At 69.3% G+C, this 19,203-nt stretch carries 15 protein-coding genes; 10 read left to right on the top strand and 5 right to left on the bottom strand.

Annotated features, from left to right (window positions below; genetic code table 11):
- Positions 1–165: 165 nt before the first annotated feature.
- Positions 166–477, top strand: coding sequence for a trypco2 family protein (locus tag EV562_RS10070; protein ID WP_166661697.1), 312 nt, complete (start codon positions 166–168; stop codon positions 475–477).
- 493 nt (positions 478–970) lie between these two features.
- Positions 971–3,427, top strand: coding sequence for a hypothetical protein (locus EV562_RS10065; protein WP_133886369.1), 2,457 nt, complete (start codon positions 971–973; stop codon positions 3,425–3,427).
- 86 nt (positions 3,428–3,513) lie between these two features.
- Here the strand turns inward: EV562_RS10065 and EV562_RS10060 are convergent, their stop codons facing one another.
- Positions 3,514–4,011, bottom strand: coding sequence for a hypothetical protein (locus EV562_RS10060; protein WP_133886368.1), 498 nt, complete (start codon positions 4,009–4,011; stop codon positions 3,514–3,516).
- Positions 4,012–4,153: 142 nt separating this feature from the next.
- Between EV562_RS10060 and EV562_RS35865 the strand changes: the two genes are divergently transcribed.
- Positions 4,154–4,276 carry a hypothetical protein gene (locus EV562_RS35865; RefSeq protein ID WP_279588480.1) on the top strand — a complete coding sequence of 41 codons (123 nt, stop codon included), beginning with the start codon at positions 4,154–4,156 and terminating at the stop codon, positions 4,274–4,276.
- An 807-nt stretch (positions 4,277–5,083) separates the two neighbouring features.
- Positions 5,084–5,617: a hypothetical protein gene (locus tag EV562_RS10050; protein ID WP_133886367.1), complete on the top strand. Its 534-nt coding sequence runs from the start codon at positions 5,084–5,086 to the stop codon at positions 5,615–5,617.
- 391 nt (positions 5,618–6,008) lie between these two features.
- On the opposite strand, the gene EV562_RS10045 is transcribed toward EV562_RS10050, so the two are convergent.
- Together EV562_RS10045 and EV562_RS10040 are read right to left on the bottom strand one after the other, a co-directional pair.
- A complete protein-coding gene (locus EV562_RS10045; RefSeq protein WP_133886366.1) occupies positions 6,009–7,538 on the bottom strand; it encodes a UDP-N-acetylglucosamine 1-carboxyvinyltransferase in 1,530 nt (509 codons plus the stop codon).
- A gap of 86 nt (positions 7,539–7,624) precedes the next feature.
- A complete protein-coding gene (locus EV562_RS10040) occupies positions 7,625–7,822 on the bottom strand; it encodes a DUF4236 domain-containing protein (RefSeq protein WP_133886365.1) in 198 nt (65 codons plus the stop codon).
- Positions 7,823–8,127: 305 nt separating this feature from the next.
- Here EV562_RS10040 and acnA point away from each other — a divergent pair, with 305 nt between their 5' ends.
- Positions 8,128–10,842 (top strand): aconitate hydratase AcnA, encoded by a 2,715-nt coding sequence (gene acnA / locus EV562_RS10035; protein WP_133886364.1) that lies wholly within the window; start codon positions 8,128–8,130, stop codon positions 10,840–10,842.
- Between the two features lie 97 nt (positions 10,843–10,939).
- Here the strand turns inward: acnA and EV562_RS10030 are convergent, their stop codons facing one another.
- Together EV562_RS10030 and EV562_RS10025 are read right to left on the bottom strand one after the other, a co-directional pair.
- The gene (locus EV562_RS10030; protein WP_133886363.1) at positions 10,940–11,881 is read right to left on the bottom strand and encodes a VCBS repeat-containing protein; all 942 of its coding nucleotides are present in this window, start codon (positions 11,879–11,881) and stop codon (positions 10,940–10,942) included.
- Positions 11,882–12,048: 167 nt separating this feature from the next.
- Positions 12,049–13,041, bottom strand: a complete 993-nt coding sequence (locus EV562_RS10025) for an acetylxylan esterase (RefSeq protein ID WP_133886362.1) — start codon at positions 13,039–13,041, stop codon at positions 12,049–12,051.
- Between the two features lie 294 nt (positions 13,042–13,335).
- Here EV562_RS10025 and EV562_RS10020 point away from each other — a divergent pair, with 294 nt between their 5' ends.
- Genes EV562_RS10020 through EV562_RS10000 form a run of 5 tightly spaced genes read left to right on the top strand, consistent with a single transcriptional unit; the run spans position 13,336 to position 19,067 of the window.
- A complete protein-coding gene (locus EV562_RS10020) occupies positions 13,336–14,256 on the top strand; it encodes an ABC transporter permease subunit (protein ID WP_133886361.1) in 921 nt (306 codons plus the stop codon).
- Complete coding sequence (locus EV562_RS10015) at positions 14,250–15,131, top strand: carbohydrate ABC transporter permease (RefSeq protein WP_133886360.1); 882 nt, start codon at positions 14,250–14,252, stop codon at positions 15,129–15,131. Before EV562_RS10020 ends, EV562_RS10015 begins: the two co-directional genes overlap by 7 nt.
- Positions 15,132–15,157: 26 nt before the next feature.
- A complete protein-coding gene (locus EV562_RS10010; RefSeq protein ID WP_133886359.1) occupies positions 15,158–16,807 on the top strand; it encodes an extracellular solute-binding protein in 1,650 nt (549 codons plus the stop codon).
- Positions 16,804–18,387 carry a xylan 1,4-beta-xylosidase gene (locus EV562_RS10005; RefSeq protein WP_133886358.1) on the top strand — a complete coding sequence of 528 codons (1,584 nt, stop codon included), beginning with the start codon at positions 16,804–16,806 and terminating at the stop codon, positions 18,385–18,387. The genes EV562_RS10010 and EV562_RS10005 overlap by 4 nt, the downstream gene beginning before the upstream one ends.
- Positions 18,384–19,067 (top strand): hypothetical protein, encoded by a 684-nt coding sequence (locus EV562_RS10000; protein ID WP_133886357.1) that lies wholly within the window; start codon positions 18,384–18,386, stop codon positions 19,065–19,067. Before EV562_RS10005 ends, EV562_RS10000 begins: the two co-directional genes overlap by 4 nt.
- Positions 19,068–19,203: the final 136 nt, after the last annotated feature.

Here is a 19,203-nt window from a genome sequence, read left to right as displayed (position 1 = left end):
TTAACGCAACCTCGTTGCGCCAGACAGGTGTGCGTGGGGGACGAAAACCGGACATGGACGCACCGGGGCGCGGTCCTGCGCCGCCCAGGGGAAGACCGGTGTTTGCTGGTTGTGGCTCCAGGGGAGATCGGGACCCGATACGGTTCGAACCGAGGGGGTATCGACGTGCCGCAGGAACCGTGGGCCGAGCTGGGGGAGACCATCAGCGCGATTCGCGCCGAGCTGCAGAGCGCCATGGAAACGGGAGAGGGGGAGCCGCTGAAATTCAGGACCGGGCCGGTTGAACTCGAGTTCACGGTGGAGGTCAAGAAGGACAGCGGGGTCAGGACCAGGGTATTCGTTCTTCCGTGGACGGTTGAGGCCCAGGGTGCCGCAAGTGCGAGTCGGGTCCACCGTGTCAAGCTCACCCTGCAGCCGGTCGACGGCGACGACAACGATCTGAAGATCTCCGCCGACTCTCCACAGCGTCCGAAGTAGCGCGCACGGTCCGAGTGGGGAGCAGCTCGTCTGGTGAGGGGCGGGACGGGGGATGGACCAGACACGGGTCATGGAGATCTGGAACCCGGCCTCGAAGAGGGCGGGCAGCGGGTACCTGATCGGTGACCGCTTGGTGCTCACCGCGCACCACGTCGTGGTCGACGTTCCCTTGCACGGCGGTGTGGAGGTCCGCCAACTGGACCCCGAGGGTGGCACGGACTGGACAGCCGCCGAACTGGTGTGGCTGCCGGAAGCAGCGGCTTCGGAGGTGCTGCCGGACGCGGACGGGGCGCTGCTGCGGATCATCGGGCCGCACTGGCGACCGCCGGTGACTCCCCCGGTGCGTTTCGGACGGGTGGTGGGCAAGCACCGACTGCCCTGCCTCGGACTGGGTTTTCCCGACGCGGTGAGACGTTCCGACCACGTACGGGACACCATGCCCATACGCGGGCATGTGGACCCGTTGCACGGCATGAAATCGCGGATGACGACGGTGCACGTCGACGAGGGCATCACGCCGAGCCGTTCGGGCTGGAGCGGCGGTTCGGGTGCCGGGCTGCTGTGCGGACCGCACCTGGTCGCGGTCGTGACCACGGAGACGAGGTTGGCTCCCGGCGTGCTGGAGGCCGTACCCGTCAGCGTCCTGGCCGAACTGCCGGGATTCGAGCAGACTCTGCACGCCCACGGAGTGCACTTCGTCACCGAGGAGATCGACGGAGCGCCTCCGGATCCAGACGACGAGCCGGACTGCACGCCGGTCGCCATACCTCCGCCCTCCTCGCGGCACCGTCTGAGGAAGCTGCTGGCGCCCGCGGCGGCAGGGACGACGACAACCCTGGCGCTCTTGGCGCTCTCCCCGCCCTCGCCGGGCGTCACTTGGCCGGTCGGGTCGGCTCTCTCCGGCCTTCTGGCGGGGTGGAGCATGGACTGGTTCCGTGGCACGCGGACGGCGGGAGACGGCCGGGAAGCCGCCGTCCGAAGGCTGCGCGAGACCGTTCGCAGGGAGGTGGGACGACGCCGTCGGCAACTGCTGGGCAACGACGACAAGGCCATCAACGTCACCTTCGTCACCTTGCCGCAGGGCGGCAGGGACGCGGACAGGGCGTGGCCGCGCGGTGATTTCGCCGGCATCGCCCGTTACCTGGACGCTCTCCGGCCGCAACGCCTGGTCATTACGGGCGGTCCCGGGTCGGGCAAGACGCTCCTGGCTTACGAACTCGTTCATCGGTCGCTCGCCCGCAAGCACTACAACGGTCCGGTGCCGGTCCCGGTCGACCTGTCGGGGTGGGACACCAGCGTGATGTTCGCAGACTGGTTCAGCGCTCGCCTGAGTCAGGAGTACCTGGGCGGTTCCGAGACCAGGGCACGGGACTTGTTGGCCTCAGGCCGCGTCATGCCGGTCTTGGACGGCCTCGACGAGATGGACCCCGCGGACGGAGCGCGGCCCAGGGCCGTCGCCGCGCTCGAAGAGCTCAACCGGTTCGCCGGGCCATTGGCGCTGACCTGCCGTTCGGACGAGTATGCCGGGCTCAGCCGCGCCGGTCAGCGTCTGCTGGACTGTGCGACGGTGCGGATCGAGAGGGTCCGTCCCGTCGACGGCTGGCGGTTCCTGGTCGAGCGGTCGGTGGACAGGGCCCGGCTCGCCGAGTTGGAGAACGATCTCTGCACAACGGGGACGGCCATGGGAGCGGTGCTGTCCTCACCCTGGATGCTCACACTGGCGTCACTGGCCTCGCAGACGGAAGCCGGAGCCGCGAGACTCCTCACGTTCATCGGGGTGCCGGCCTCAGGTGGCCGGGCGCCGGAAGAGTTGCGCGCCACCTTGTTGGATGAGCTCATCCCGTCCTTGTGCGAGCCGGATCCGGCCGACCGGCGCCGAAGGTACCAGGCCGAATCCGTGACTCGGTGGTTACGGCTGCTCACCGCGAGCCTCAGTGGCGACCAGACGACACCGGCCGACGGCAGCGGCGCCGCCGTGCCGACCCGAGACCTGGCCATCCACACGCTGTGGCCGGTCGCGGGAGCCCGCAGCGCACGCTACGCCGCCGCGGCGATCACCCTCGCCTGCTGGCTCCCCGCCCTGCTTTCCCTGGCGGTCTGCCTCCACCACAACCACGCCCTGCCCATGCCCGGCGCCGTGCTGCTCGCACTACTGACCCCTGCGCCACTGCTGTCGGCCTGGAACGCACGCGCACGGTACGTCGAACCCCGTCGCATCCTGTTCCAGCGGCTGGGCAGCAGACTCGGCTGGAGCCGGATATTTCTGGGCGCCACACTGGGCGGTGTCGTGATGCTGCCCCTGACGCCTGTGTTCGGCCCGGGCTTCGCGTTGGCCGCAGGCACCGGTTCCGCCGCCGTCTTCGGCTTCGGCCTGGCACTGTCGGTGCGGGCGGACATCGACCGCCCTCAGCTGATGGCCGTCAGTATCCCGACTGCCCTGTCGGTGACGGTGGGGGCGGGATTCCTCGTCGGCCGGCTCGGCGATTTCGTCGGGCTCATCGCGGGATGCGGTGCCGGAGCGATCGGACTGGCCGCGGGAGTGCCCGCAGGGCTGCGTGCCGCTCGGCGCAACAACGGCGGAGAACCGGACCCGGATCCGCCCGGGGTGCCCACGCCGCTGGCTCCCCTGCGCAATGACGTGATGGCAGGAGCGGTGTCCGGTCTCGTCGTCGTGATACTCACGCTCTACGGGACGCTGTGCGTCGAGTGGTTGCGGGTTCCCTGGCCCCTCGCTGTCCTCACGGCCCTGGCCTGCGGGGTGGCAGCCGGGCCCGGATTCGTCGCAGTCACCGGTCGCCAGTACCTCGGGCTGCTCCTGGCCATGCACGGAAGGCTGCCGTGGCGCCTGACCGCATTCCTCCGCTGGTGCCACGAACGCGGTCTGCTGCGATCAGCCGGCACCGCCTACCAGATACGTCACGACGAACTCCTCGAGTGGCTCCGGCGTTGACCCTGTCGCCCGCGTCGCCGCGTGGCGTGATGACAGCTGCCGCCCCCGTCCCCGCAGGCCGACGACACCGGGCGGGATGGCCCTCGTCACACCCTGACGAAGATCTGCATGTTGTCGAATGTGCACTGATCTGCAGTGGGGCAGACCCGTGAGGCGGTGCCTGCACCGATCTGGTTGAGGCCACTGTCGGCGATTACGGCGACCATCGCATTGGCCAGCGGACCGACGTAGGTGAAGTTCAGGGTGCCGGCCGATTCGGCAATTTTCTGGCTGGCTGCGTTATACCAGCCGATCTTCCAGGACGGGGCGGTGATGGCGGCGTTCGTGGGGGCGCCTGAGGCATGGGCCTCGGAGGGCTCGACGACACCGCGGACGATGGCTGGGAGGGTCACCGAAACGCAGTCGTGCCAAACGGTGGAGTTCACCATCGCCTCTCCGTTGGCGAAGTTCACGTCGATCTGGTTGGCCGCACTCGCGCAGACCACGCTGGGGTTCTGCGGAAGGGGATCGGCCTGAGCCGGTGCGGCGGCAGCGAGGACAGCAAGAGCTGCGACGGTCGTCGGCGCAGCGCTACGTATACGCACGATTGCACTCCTACTCGAGGAACGAACGAACCAGAGATTTACTGCGAGTCCATCTGCAGAACGACAGTCCCGCCCCCGGGCTGCCGCACCAAAGTGTCCCTCCTCGCGTGTGTACAGCACTCCTTCGGGCTGTGGATGATGCGTGCGCGCTGAACCCGCCCAGGAGGAGTACGAGACCCGCCAGGCGGAGGTCGACGGGCTCGACGCCGGCGACCGGGAACTCGCCGAGCGGCACGACGGACTGGTAGTCCCGCGCTGTTCCTGACATCCGGCGTGTCGCCATCGGTCTCGGCGGCCGATCAAGCGCCTGAGCCTCACGCCGATGGCACGCCGGAACGCCCCGCCGACTGACATGGCGAAGCATGCGCCCACGGCAGACAAGCTCCTACGTGTGGAAGCCCGCTCTGGCGAGGGCAGGACGCTGGACGAGGCCGGCATGGTCGGTGCTCGCCTGCGGGAGCCGTCCCGAGAGCACGGCTTCCATGCCCTGCGCCACCCCTACGCCTCCGAGGAACTGGAGGCCGGCGCATCGGTCGACGCCCTGGCCCGCTGGCCGGGCACTCAGGCCCCGGGATCACGCTGCGGAAGTATCGCGGCAGCGGACATGGAGCCCGCGCCGTCCTGCGGCAGGCCCAGGAAGGGTGAGTCACTGGCACGGTGTTCTTCGCGTCGTCCGCCGGGTCGCCCCGGAGTGCCGAAGCCTCTTGCTGTCCCGCCGGCAGCAGCACGGGCAGCTCTGAACTCTTCGGGAGAGCCAGAGCGTGATCGACGGCCAGGTAACCGCGGTCTTCCTCCGGCAGCCGCGGCGACTCCTTGCCGGTCGCGTCAAAGCACTGGCGGGATCCGGAAGTCCACGTTCCTCAGCCGTCTCGCTTCTGGTCACGGAAAGGAGGAACGCGCCCTCGCCCAGCGGCGCGCGCCCCGATCCTCCGGAATTCGAAAGGGTCTTGGCCACGCCCCTTGTCAGAGGTGTTCAGCAGTGGGAACGTGACTACCCACCAGGACGATCACATCGGGCATAGGTGCGTCTCGGCAGCGCGGGCGTGCCGTCCATGACCGGCAGGACAGAGTCATGATCTTCAGGCGCACACGGATCATCGCCGCCGCGGCGGCTGTAGCCGCCGCCGTCCTGCCCCTTACGCCTCTGGTGCCGGCCTCCGCCGCGTCGGCCGACACACCCCTTCTGACCTGCCTTGGCGCAGTCACCCAGTCCTATGACCCAGGTCTGCTGCTCACGCCCCGTACCGTGACCTTCACCGCGCGGGTCACCTACAGCACATGCGTCGGCGGAACGGTGTCAACAGGGACGCAGACCGTGACAGCCTCGATCGTGAACAGTTGCCTGCTGAACGACCCCTTCTCCTCGAACGTCGGTCTCGTCGAATGGAACACCGGGCAGACATCGGAACTGACCACCTCCAACGTGAAAGTCATCAGTGGCGGACAGATCGTGGTAACTGACACCGGGACCGTCACCTCAGGACTGTACGCGGGTAAAAAGGTCGTCCAAGTCACGACCATCGCCACTCCCAACGTTCTCGACTGCGTCGGGTCCGGAGTGACGTCCGCCTCCGGAGTGGTCTCCCTCACCATCCTGCCGGTGTAGAACCTGCGTGACGTTCGCGGCGGACCTCGTGAGCCGGCTGCTGCCCGACGGGGCCATGTCCCCCGGGCGAAGGTGAGCGACTGCTGTGTTCCGTGGCTGCGAAGCTCGCGGGGCACAGCATCTGCGCGACAGCGAGCCCTTGTTCGGCGACTTGCGGGACGGGATTTCGGATCCGGCCGGACTCGACACTCGGGGCCCTCGACGAGGCGCTCGGAGCCCCGGCTCACTCACGTTGGCGTGTGGCTGTATCACCCGACCCCCGGTGAGACCGTTCTCGACGCCCGAACACGAGGCGGGCACGTCCCAGAGAATCCCACGGGGCAACGCGGTTCCCCTCCTGCCCGCATTCGTGCAGGTCAGGAGGGGGTCGCGCTGCTCTTCCTCAGCGCCTTCAAATATCCCGGAAGATCTCGATCTGCGCCCCGATCGAGTTCAGCCGCTCCGCCAGGTCCTCGTACCCCCGGTTGATGACGTACACGTTGCGCAGTACCGACGTGCCCTCGGCGGCCATCATCGCCAGCAGGACGACCACGGCGGGGCGCAGGGCGGGCGGGCACATCATCTCGGCGGCGCGCCAGCGGGTGGGGCCCTCGACCAGGACGCGGTGCGGGTCGAGGAGCTGGAGGCGGCCGCCGAGGCGGTTGAGGTCGGTGAGGTAGATCGCGCGGTTGTCGTAGACCCAGTCGTGGATGAGGGTCTGGCCCTGCGCCGAGGCCGCGATGGCCGCGAAGAAGGGGACGTTGTCGATGTTCAGGCCCGGGAAGGGCATGGGGTGGATCTTGTCGATCGGGGCTTCGAGCTTGGAGGGGCGGACGGTGAGGTCCACCAGGCGGGTGCGGCCGTTGTCGGCGAAGTACTCCGGCGTGCGGTCGTGGTCGAGGCCCATCTCCTCCAGGACCGCAAGCTCGATCTCCAGGAACTCGATCGGGACGCGGCGGACCGTCAGCTCCGACTCCGTGACCACGGCGGCGGCGAGCAGGCTCATCGCCTCGACCGGGTCCTCGGAGGGGGAGTAGTCCACGTCGGCGTCGATGACCGGCATGCCGTGCACGGTGAGGGTGGTGGTGCCGATGCCCTCGACGCGGACGCCCAGGGCCTCCAGGAAGAAGCAGAGGTCCTGGACCATGTAGTTGGAGGAGGCGTTGCGGATGATCGTCACGCCGTCGTGGCGGGCGGCGGCCAGCAGCGCGTTCTCCGTGACCGTGTCACCCCGCTCGGTCAGCACGATCGGGCGGCCCGGGCGGACGGAGCGGTCGACCACCGCGTGGTAGTGGCCCTCGGTCGCGGCGACGTCCAGGCCGAAGCGGCGCAGCGCGATCATGTGCGGCTCGATGGTGCGGGTGCCGAGGTCGCAGCCGCCGGCGTAGGGCAGCCGGAAGCGGTCCATGCGGTGCAGCAGCGGGCCCAGGAACATGATGATGGAGCGGGTGCGGACGGCGGCCTCGGCGTCGATGGCCTCCATGTCCAGCTCGGCCGGCGGCACGATCTCCAGGTCGGTGCCCTCGTTGACCCACCGGGTGCGCACGCCGATGGAGTTGAGCACCTCCAGGAGGCGGTAGACCTCCTCGATGCGGGCGACCCGGCGCAGCACCGTGCGCCCCTTGTTGAGCAGCGAGGCGCACAACAGGGCCACGCAGGCGTTCTTGCTCGTCTTGACGTCGATGGCGCCCGAGAGGCGCCGGCCTCCGACCACGCGCAGGTGCATCGGACCGGCGTAGCCCAGGGAGACGATCTCGCTGTCCAGCGCCTCGCCGATACGGGCGATCATCTCAAGGCTGATGTTCTGGTTGCCGCGCTCGATGCGGTTGACGGCGCTCTGACTGGTGTTGAGCGCCTCCGCGAGCTGTGACTGCGTCCAGCCGCGGTGCTGCCGGGCGTCACGGATGAGCCTGCCGATGCGTACGAGGTAGTCGTCTGCCATGAGGTTGAGGCTATCTCAGATATGAGATGGCGCCTCTCGGGGGGTCCGTTCGGGTGACGCGACGTCAAGGAACCGCAGGTGAGGGCTCAGCGGCGCTTGCTCGTCGTGGTGCGGTGCCATCCGAAAGGTCCCGGCAAATCCATCGATGTCGTACGACGTCCGGTGCTGCTGCGCGTGTGGCGCGGGCCGTTCTTGCCCCCGGTCGTGATGGACCAGGAGCGCTTGTTGATGTTCAGGCGCACTCCGGGGAGGATCCGGAAACTCTTGCGGAACGTGAGTGGCATCGTGCCCCCTTCCGATTCGTGCCGGGTCGGTCCGGCACGCATCGGATACCCCCGTTCGGCGTAGTGATGGCCGCGCGGGTCACCCGGGGTGGGGCGTACGCCACACTGCGCCCGGACATGACCGGGCCGCCCCCATGTACTAGAGTTATCTCGACATCGAGATATCTGCCGAGGCGTACCGCAGTCGCGCGCCGCCAGTCGGTCTGGCGGTAAGGGTTACCTAACTTAGCCTTACCTTAGCGGATCGGCCGGGGACCGTGGCGGCAGGATGCGGTGGTACGCGCACATGAATGAAGGAGACTGTCGTGTCGGCGAACAGCTTCGACGCCCGCAGCACGCTGCAGGTGGGCGACGAGTCGTACGAGATCTTCCGGCTGGACAAGGTCGAGGGCTCCGCGCGCCTTCCCTACAGCCTGAAGGTGCTGCTGGAGAACCTGCTCCGCACCGAGGACGGCGCGAACATCACCGCCGACCACATCCGCGCCCTCGGCGGCTGGGACTCCCAGGCCCAGCCGTCGCAGGAGATCCAGTTCACGCCGGCCCGCGTGATCATGCAGGACTTCACCGGCGTGCCCTGTGTCGTCGACCTCGCCACCATGCGTGAGGCCGTCAAGGAGCTGGGCGGCGACGCGAACAAGATCAACCCGCTCTCCCCGGCCGAGATGGTCATCGACCACTCCGTCATCGCCGACAAGTTCGGCACCAACGACGCCTTCAAGCAGAACGTCGACCTGGAGTACGGCCGCAACAAGGAGCGCTACCAGTTCCTGCGCTGGGGCCAGACCGCCTTCGACGACTTCAAGGTCGTCCCGCCGGGCACCGGCATCGTCCACCAGGTGAACATCGAGCACCTGGCCCGCGTCGTCATGACCCGCGACGGCAAGGCCTACCCCGACACCCTGGTCGGCACCGACTCGCACACCACCATGGTCAACGGCCTGGGCGTCCTCGGCTGGGGCGTCGGTGGCATCGAGGCCGAGGCCGCGATGCTCGGCCAGCCGGTCTCCATGCTCATCCCGCGCGTCGTCGGCTTCAAGCTGACCGGCGAGCTCACCGCCGGCACCACCGCCACGGACCTGGTGCTGACCATCACCGAGATGCTGCGCAAGCACGGCGTCGTCGGCAAGTTCGTCGAGTTCTACGGCGAGGGTGTGGCGGCCACGAGCCTCGCCAACCGCGCCACCATCGGCAACATGTCGCCGGAGTTCGGCTCCACCGCCGCGATCTTCCCGGTGGACGGCGAGACGCTGAGCTACATGCGCCTGACCGGCCGCAGCGAGCAGCAGGTCGCCCTGGTCGAGGCGTACGCCAAGGAGCAGGGCCTCTGGCTGGACCCGAAGGCCGAGCCGGACTTCTCCGAGAAGCTGGAGCTCGACCTCTCCACGGTCGTGCCCTCCATCGCCGGCCCGAAGCGCCCGCAGGACCGCATCGTCCTCGCGAACGCCGCCGAGCAGTTCAAGCAGGACGTGCGCAACTACGTCGACAGCGTGGACGAGGCGGGCCAGGAGTCCTTCCCGGCCTCCGACGCCCCCGCCGTCAGCGACGGCGTGCCGTCCAACCCGGTCCCGGTCACCGCCCCCGACGGCACGACCTACGAGCTGGACCACGGCGCGGTGACGGTCGCGGCCATCACCTCCTGCACCAACACCTCCAACCCGTACGTCATGGTCGCCGCCGCCCTGGTGGCCAAGAAGGCGGTCGAGAAGGGCCTGACCCGCAAGCCGTGGGTCAAGACCACCCTCGCCCCGGGCTCCAAGGTCGTCACCGACTACTTCGAGAAGGCGGGCCTGACCCCCTACCTCGACAAGGTCGGCTTCAACCTCGTCGGCTACGGCTGCACCACCTGCATCGGCAACTCCGGCCCGCTGCCGGAGGAGGTCTCCCAGGCCGTCAACGAGCACGACCTCGCCGTCACCTCGGTGCTCTCCGGCAACCGCAACTTCGAGGGCCGGATCAACCCCGACGTCAAGATGAACTACCTGGCCTCCCCGCCGCTGGTGGTCGCCTACGCGCTCGCGGGCTCCATGAAGGTGGACATCACCAAGGAGGCCCTGGGCGCCGACCAGGACGGCAACCCGGTCTACCTCAAGGACATCTGGCCCTCCGAGGCCGAGGTCAACGACGTCGTCGCCAACGCCATCGGCGAGGACATGTTCTCCAAGTCCTACAGCGACGTCTTCGCGGGCGACGCCCAGTGGCAGGCGCTGCCGGTCCCGACCGGTGACACCTTCGAGTGGGACACCGAGTCCACCTACGTGCGCAAGCCCCCGTACTTCGAGGGCATGGGCATGGAGCCGGCCCCGGTCGAGGACATCTCCGGCGCCCGTGTGCTCGCCAAGCTGGGCGACTCGGTCACCACCGACCACATCTCCCCGGCCGGTGCGATCAAGGCCGACACCCCGGCCGGCAAGTACCTGACGGAGCACGGCGTCGAGCGCCGCGACTTCAACAGCTACGGCTCGCGCCGCGGCAACCACGAGATCATGATCCGCGGCACCTTCGCCAACATCCGCCTGCGCAACCAGATCGCGCCGGGCACCGAGGGCGGCTACACCCGCGACTTCACCCAGGACGGCGGTCCGGTGTCGTTCATCTACGACGCCTCCCGCAACTACATCGAGCAGAACATCCCGCTCGTCGTCCTGGCCGGCAAGGAGTACGGCTCCGGCTCGTCCCGCGACTGGGCCGCCAAGGGCACCGCGCTCCTCGGCGTCAAGGCCGTCATCGCCGAGTCCTACGAGCGCATCCACCGCTCGAACCTCATCGGCATGGGCGTCCTGCCGCTCCAGTTCCCGGAGGGGCAGACCGCGTCCTCCCTCGGTCTGACCGGCGAGGAGACCTTCTCCGTCTCCGGCGTCACCGAGCTGAACGACGGCACCACCCCGCGCACGGTGAAGGTCACCACCGACACCGGCGTCGAGTTCGACGCGGTCGTCCGCATCGACACCCCGGGTGAGGCGGACTACTACCGCAACGGCGGCATCCTGCAGTACGTGCTGCGCAGCCTGATCCGCAAGTAGGCGGCGGCGCACAACAGTCGAGGGCCGCACCCCCGTCGGGGGTGCGGCCCTCGCTCATGCCCTCAGGCCCTCATGCCTCCGGAGAGGCACCGGGTGCTCAGAACAGCAGGCGGTACGTGTTCCAGCCGCCGTTGCCGATCTTCACGCGGGACTTGTACGGGGAAGCGGCGTTGCCGGTGCCCTTGTACAGGTACAGCGCACCGCTCTTGTCGCGCGCGACCAGGTCGGTGATGCCGTCGATGTCGATGTCACCGACGGAGACGATGTTGTTGTACGTGTTCCAGCCACCGCCGACGCGGGTGCGGGACGAGAACGGCGCCTTGTAGTTGCCGGTGCCCTTGTAGAGCCACAGCACGCCGGACTTGTCCTTGGCGACGATGTCGTCCTTGCCGTCACCGGTGAGGTCGCCCTTGCCGGTGATGTTGGTGTAGGCGTTCCAGCCGGCGCCCACCTTGTAGCGCTGGGTCAGCTTGCCGTTGCCGTAGCCGAGGTACAGCCACAGCACGCCGGAGCTGTCCCGGGCGAGCAGGTCGTCGGCGCCGGCGCCACCGACGTTGGCGGGCGAGAAGAGCTGGTTGTAGATCTTCCAGCCGTTGCCGACGAACAGGTGCTCGTCGCTGCCGGTGCCCCACTCGCCGTAGTAGAGCTGACCGCCGGACGTGACGTGGAAGAGGCCGTCGGAGAACCCGTCGGCGTCCTGGTCGACCTGCGTCATGGCGCGGGCGGTGTCCCAGCCGTAGCCGGAGTCCCAGCGGGCGTCGAGCCCACCCTCGAAGTCCGGGTCGTAGCTCCACAGGTCACCCTTGCCGTCCACACCGAACAGCGGGTTGATCTGGGCGTCGCCGGGCAGGGCGGAGGCTGCGAACTTCTCGCCGCCCGAGGGCTTGACGTCGAGCTGGTGCCGGGGAGCCGTGGCGGCTCCCGGTCCGTCGGCGGCGACGGCGCTGCTCGCGCCCGTCGCCACCAGTGCGGCAGTGAGCGCCGCAGCCGTGGCACGCGCCAGAGCGCGACGCGTGTTCAGGCCAGAGCTTTTGGCCACGTGGGTCCTCCGTTAGGTCATGCCGATGGGATCGGGCGCCCGGGTGGGGCACAGCATGATCCCGATAACTCCGTGATCCTTACACATGGTCTTTACCTGTCAATCGGATTAGATGAAATTGATACGGGAAGGCACCGTAAACGCGCCCAAAGGGCAACGAAGTTGCCTCAGGCGGCCCCCGCGACCTCCGCCAGCCACGCCAGTTGGCGCCTCACGTGCACCGCGTCCCCGTGCTCGTGCCCGTTGAAGGGGTACGCGTGGATCTCCTTGCGGGGCTCCGCGTCCGACCGCTCCCCGTACCGGTTGAAGGCGGCGTACGCCCCGCTCGGCGGGCAGACCGTGTCGCGCAGGCCGACGCCGAAGTGGGCCGGTGCGCACGCCCTGCGGGCGAAGGAGACGCCCTCCAGGTAGGAAAGGGTGCGGTACGCGGCGCTCTCGGCGCCCCGGTGCACCGACAGATACGCCGCGATCTCGCCGTAGGGCCCGGCGTCCGTCAGGTCCAGGGCGCGTCGGATCCCGCACAGCAGCGGTGCGGAGACGAGCACGGCCGCCAGGTCCGGCACCAGACCCGCGACGGCCAGCGCGAGCCCGCCGCCCTGGCTGTTGCCGACCGCCGCGACGCGCCCCGCGTCCACCCCGGGCAGGGCCCGCGCCGCCTCGACCGCGCGCACCGCGTCGGTGATCAGCCGGCGGTAGTGGTGGTCGTGCGGGTCGAGCAGGCCCCGCACCGCGGGGCCCGGGCCGCCCGGAGCACCGGCGTGCGGGTCGGGGGTGTCGCCCCCGCAGCCGTACTGGTCGCCCTGTCCCCGGTTGTCCATCAGCAGATGGGCGTACCCGGCGGCCACCCAGGTCAGCCGCTCGTGGGGGAGGCCGCGGCCGCGCCCGTACCCGGCGTACTCGACGACCGCGGGCAACGGCCCGTCCAGGCCGGCCGGTCTGCTGAACCAGGCGCGCACCGGGTCACCCGCGAAGCCCCGGAAGGTCACGTCCCAGGTCCGGGTCAGGCGCAGTCCGGTCTCCACCGGGTGCGCCGACAGCAGGGGACCGCCCGGCGGGGGCCCCGCGAGGGTGTCGCGCCAGAAGGCGTCGAAGTCGTCCGGCTCGTCGGGGAGAGGACGGTGGCGGGTCAACTCCGTCGGCGGCAGGTCGAACGCGGGCACGGCGGCACCTCGCAGCGGGTCGGGGGAGGCCGGAACGATGAAGCACGGACGTTCCGTGAGGACCGATCGTTGCGATGTCCGTGCAGAAAGGTGCGACCGACCGTAACAGCTTCCGGCCGCCCGGCCCAGGCGTCGATCACGGATCGACCGAAGCTTCACACGGCTGTTTACACCTCAAGAACCAGCTCTGCACCGGCCATTGACAGCGCTTTCCCGGTGCCTCTAAGTTGCCGCGAAGTTACCGGTGGGCATTCGAAACTTTCGAAAATCCGCATTTACGGGGAGGCCTGATCCATGAGCACCTCCACCGCGCCGCCCGGCTGGCGGCGTGCGCTGCGCCGCGACTGGCAGCTGTACTCACTGGCCGTCCTGCCGCTGCTGTTCTTCCTGGTCTTCCGCTATCTGCCGATGATCGGCAACGTGATCGCCTTCCGGCGCTTCGAACCCGGCGGGTCGATCCTGGGGGAGCAGTGGGTCGGGCTGCGCTACGTGGAGATGTTCCTCAGCGACCCGACCTTCTGGCAGGTGTTCCGCAACACCCTCTGGATCGGCGGCCTCACGCTCGTCTTCTGCTTTCCCCTCCCCATCGTCCTCGCGCTGCTCCTCAACGAGGTCCGCACCCGGGCACTGAAGCGGTTCGTGCAGTCGGTGTCGTACCTGCCGCACTTCCTGTCGGTCGTGATCGTCGCCGGCATCACCCTGCAGATGCTCGCCACCGACGGCCCCGTCAACCACGCGCTCGGCTGGTTCGGCCAGGACCCGATCCGGTTCATCCAGGAACCCGAGTGGTTCCGCACCGTCTACGTGGGCTCGGAGATCTGGCAGACCGCGGGCTGGGGCACCATCCTCTACCTGACCGCGCTCACCACGATCGACGACGACCTCTACGAGGCGGCACGCATCGACGGCGCGAACCGCTGGCGGCAGATCTGGCACGTCACCCTGCCCGGCATCCGGCCCACCATGATCACGCTGCTGATCCTCAACATCGGCACGTTCCTGGCGGTCGGCTTCGAGAAGATCCTGCTCCTCTACAACCCGCTGACCTATGAGACGGGTGACGTGATCTCCACCTACCTCTACCGCACCGGTGTCGAGTCCAACAGCTTCAGCTACGCCGCGGCCATCGGCCTGTTCGAGGCGGTCATCGGCCTGGTGCTGATCACCTCGGCCAACCTGCTCTCGCGCCGCACGGTGGGCACGAGCCTGTGGTGAGCGTCGACCGGCCCACCCGCGGCTACCGCGTCTTCCAGGGCGTCAACGGGCTGATCCTCACCGCTGTCGTGGTGGTGACGCTGTACCCCTTCCTCAACATCGTCGCCCGCTCCTTCAGCGGGGAACGCGAGATCCGGGCCGGCGAGGTGACGCTGTGGCCCAAGGGCTTCGACCTCACCACGTACAGGATCGTCTTTCAGGACGGCACCTTCTGGCGCAACTACGGCAACACCGTCTTCTACACGGCCGTCTCCACCGCCGTCGCCATGGTCCTGACGACCTGCTACGCCTACGTCCTGTCCAAGAAGCAGCTCAAGGGGCGCGGAGTCCTCGTCGGCGTCGCCGTGTTCACCATGTTCTTCTCCGGCGGGCTCATCCCCACCTACGTGCTCGTCACCAGCCTCGACCTGAAGAACACGGTGTGGGCGCTGGCCCTCCCGAACGCGATCAGCGTCTTCAACCTGCTGGTGATGAAGGCGTTCTTCGAGAGCCTGCCGGACGAACTGGAGGAGGCCGCCCAGATCGACGGCCTGAGCACCTACGGCATCCTGTTCCGGATCGTGCTGCCGCTGTCCAAGGCCGTCGTCGCGACCATGGTGCTGTTCTACTCGGTGTCCTACTGGAACTCCTGGTTCGGCGCCTTCCTCTACATGGACCGCATCGAGCTGATGCCGGTCACGGTCTATCTGCGCAACCTCATCGCGGGCGCCACCGGGGGCACCGCCGCGGGCGCGGGAACCGAGCAGCTCACCCAGGTCGCGGCCAACATCCAGGCCGTCACCATCGTGCTCACCGCCCTGCCCATCCTCTGCGTGTACCCGTTCGTCCAGCGCTACTTCGTGTCGGGCGTGATGCTCGGCGCGGTCAAGGGCTGAACCCCAGCCACACCGAGGGAGTAACCGTGAAGAACGTCAGACAGCTCTCGCGACGTCAGATGCTGGCCGCCGCGGGCTTCGCCGGCCTCGCCGCGCTCACCGGCTGCGGCAGCGGCGACGACGGCGGGGACTCCAAGGACCTGTCGAAGAAGCGACACGGTGCCATGAAGGAGTACCGCGCCGGACAGCCGTTCAAGGCGACCGAGCCGCTCACCTTCCCGCTGCTGCACCTCAGCAACCCCAACTACCCGCCGAAGGACGGCTGGCTGCTCTGGAAGGAGCTGGGCAAGCGCACCGGCGTCACCTTCGAGCGCACCGACGTCCCCCTCAGCGACTACGAGAAGAAGCGCAGCCTGCTCATCGGCGCGGGCGACGCGCCCCTGCTCCTGCCCAAGACCTATCCCGGGCAGGAGACCCCGTTCGTGTCGTCGGGCTCCGTCCTGGCCGTGAGCGAGTACGTGAAGCTGATGCCCAACTTCCGCGACAAGGTCGGCAGGTGGAAGCTGGAACCCGAGGTCGACTCCCTGCGCCAGTCCGACGGCAAGTACTACCTGCTGCCCGGCCTGCACGAGAAGGCCAAGTCCAGCTACTCCCTCGCCCTGCGCACCGACGTCCTCGACAGACTGGGCCTGAGCCTGCCGTCCACCCTGGAGGAGACGGCCGACGTCTTCCGGGCACTCAAGTCGGAGTACCCCGGCAGCCACCCCTTCTCCGACCGCTGGAACCAGCCCGAGCCGGGCGGCGCGCTGCTCGGCTACATCGGCCAGGCGCACGGCGTCCGGGCGGGCTGGTCGTACCTGAACACCAGCTGGGACGCGAAGGCCGGGACGTTCGTCTTCACCGGCGCCACGGACGGCTACCGGCAGATGATCGAGTACCTGCGGGGACTCGTCGACGAGAAGCTGGTGGACCCCGAGGGCTTCACCCAGAGCGACGACGAGGCGGTCAAGAAGCTGCTCTCCGAGAAGTCCTTCGCCATCAGCGCCAACCCTCAGGAGCTGGTCCAGAACTACCGCTACAACCTCCAGCGGCAGGTCAAGGGCGCGAAGATGGAGATGATCCCGGTGCCGCTCGGACCAGCGGGCCCCGTGGTGCTCGGCGGCTCCCGTCTGGAGAACGGCATGATGATCTCCGGCGACGCCCTGGACCGCGACGACTTCGTCGCCCTCCTGCAGTTCGTGGACTGGCTCTGGTACTCCGACGAGGGCCAGAAGTTCACCAAGTGGGGCGTCGAGGGCGTCACCTACACCGAGTCCGGCGGCACCTACCGGGTCGCCGACGGCATCAGCCTCATGGGCTCCGACCCGGACGCCCCCAAGGACCTCCAGAAGGACTACGGCTTCTACAACGGCGTCTTCTCCTACGGCGGCAGCTGGGAGCTGGTCTCCTCCTCCTTCAGCCCCGACGAGAAGAAGTTCCAGCAGGTTATGGCGCAGCGCAAGGAACTCCCCGTCGACCCGGCCCACCCCCTCCAGTCGGTGGAGCAGGAACAGGCCACCCTCTGGGACACCCCCCTCAAGGACCACGTCCGGCAGAACACCCTCCGGTTCATCCTCGGCAAGCGCCCCATGACCGAGTGGGACGCCTACCTGACCGAGCTGAAGGCCAAGAACATGGACCGGCTGGTCGACGTGCACAACAAGGCCTACGAGCGGTTCAGGAAGGAGCAGGGGTGAGCCGGGTCCACGTCCCGGCCGAAGCGGTCGGCGTCCTCCCCGACGCGTGGCGGTACTGCGTCGGCACCGGCCGCCTCGACCTCGCCCTGCGCCGCGACTACCAGGACTCCCTCGCCCTGCTCCAGCGCGAGATCGGCTTCCGGTACGTCCGCGGCCACGGGCTGTTCAGCGACGGCATGGCCGTCCACCGCCCCTACACCCACCGGGGCGCCCGGTACGTGCACCACTCCTTCACCCACGTCGACCAGGTCGTCGACGCCTGCCTGGCGGCGGGCATCCGGCCCTTCCTCGAACTGGGCTTCATGCCGAGCGGCCTGGCGAGCGGCGAGCAGACGGTGTTCTGGTGGCGCGGCAACGTCACCCCGCCCCGCGACCACGCCGAGTGGGCCGCGCTCGTCCAGGCGACCCTCGCCCACCTCATCGACCGCTACGGCCTCGACGAGGTGCGCACCTGGCCGATCGAGGTCTGGAACGAACCCGACCTGCCCGACTTCTGGCGGCACGCGGACCAGGACGCCTACCACCGCCTCTACGAGGCCACCGCGCACGCCGTGAAGGAAGTGGACGCGGAGCTCCAGGTGGGCGGCCCGGCGCTGTCACCCGGCGCCGGGCCCGACTGGCTGGAACGGTTCGCCGACTTCACCGGCCGCCGGGACGTCCCCGTCGACTTCGTCTCCCGCCACGCCTACAGCTCCGGGCCCTCCCAGCACGTTCCCTTCGGCGTGCACCAGACACTGGCTCCGGCCGGCAGGCTGCTCGACCAGTTCGCCGAGCCCCGCCGCACCCTCAAGGGCACCCGGCTCGCGGACGTGCCCGTGCACATCACCGAGTTCAACTCCTCCTACCGGCCCGACAACCACGTCCACGACACCGCCTTCCACGCCGCCTACCTCGCCCCCGTCCTGGCCGCCGGCGGCGACCTCGTCGACTCCTTCTCGTACTGGACGTTCAGCGACGTCTTCGAGGAGGCCGGCGTCCCCACCGCCCTCTTCCACGGGGGCTTCGGGCTGCTCACCCACCGCCAGGTCAGGAAACCGACGTTCCACCTCTACGCCTTCCTGGCCCGGACCGGCCCCGAGCTGCTGACCCGCGGCGACGACCACCTCGTCACCCGGCACCCGGACGGCCGGGTCACCGTCCTGGCCTGGGCGCCCGTCGACCCGTCGGGCGCCACCCCCGGCCCCGACGGGCACGCCCTGCGGCTGTCCCTGCCGGTCGGCCCCGCCGGCGGCCGGGGCGAGGCGTTCGTCCGGCGCCTCACCGTCGACGAGGAGCACGGCAACGCGTACACCGCGTGGCGCCGCATGGGCAGTCCCCGCTCGCCCCGCCCCCACCAGCTCGACGTCCTCCACGAGGCCTCCGAACCCGCCCGCGGCCACTGGAGCCTGCCGGTCGAGGACGGCCGGGTGGACCTGCCCCTCACCCTCGCCCGGCACGAGGTCGCCTTCGTCGAGGTGAGCCCCGTCGAGGACGAGACCCCGCCCTGGTGGGACGAGCGCCGCCTGCTCGGCGGGGACCCGGACGTCGGCCGCGCCCAGGACGTCGGCCGCGACCCCGAGCCCGGCCGGGACCCGGCGTGAGCACCGCCCGCAGCGCCGACTTCGGCAGCGGCGTCCTCTCCCGCGCCGTCGCCCTGATCCACACCCTGCTCACCGTCGAGGCCCTGCTGCTCCTGACCGGCGCACCCGGCCTCGCCGTCCTCTTCCTGCTCGCCCCCGACCCCGCCAACCTCCCCCTGGCCGCCCTCTGCCTGCTGCCGCTCGGCCCCGCCCTGTCGGCCGCCGCGTACGCCCTGCACCACCGCAGCGCCGACCTCACCGAACTCCACCCCGCCCGCGCCTACGCGCGCGGTTGGCGGCTGAACGCCCTGCCCGCACTGCGGCTGTGGACGCCCCTGCTGGCCTGGCTCACCGTGATCGCCTTCACGCTCACCCACTTCACGGCCACCGGCCTGCCCCGCTGGTGGGCGGCGCTGCTCGCGCTGGTGGGCGCGGGCTCCCTCCTGTGGGGCGCGCACGCCCTCGTCCTGACCTCCCTGTTCACCTTCCGCGCCCGCGACACCGCCCGCCTCGCCGCGTACTTCCTGCTCCGGCACGGCCGCGCCACCCTCGGCGCCGCGTCCCTGCTGCTCCTGGCCGCCGCCCTGACCGCCCTGCTGACCGAGGCCCTGCCCGCCCTGCTGGCCGCACCCCTGCTGCTGTCCCTGCTGCACAGCAGCCGGCCGGTGATCACCGAAGCCCGGGAGGAGTTCACCGCGTGAGTGCGCCCCGCACCCCGAAGGTCCCCTACGACGGCGGCTACAGCCCCGAGCAGTGACCGGAGGACGTGCGGGACGACGACCACCGCCTGGTCACCCGGGCCGGCACCGCCGCCCTCCCGCCCCGGTCCGCCGAGCG

Source organism: Streptomyces sp. BK208, from assembly GCF_004364245.1.
Taxonomy (GTDB): Bacteria; Actinomycetota; Actinomycetes; order Streptomycetales; family Streptomycetaceae; genus Streptomyces.
This window is presented reverse-complemented; position numbering and strand designations above follow the sequence as displayed.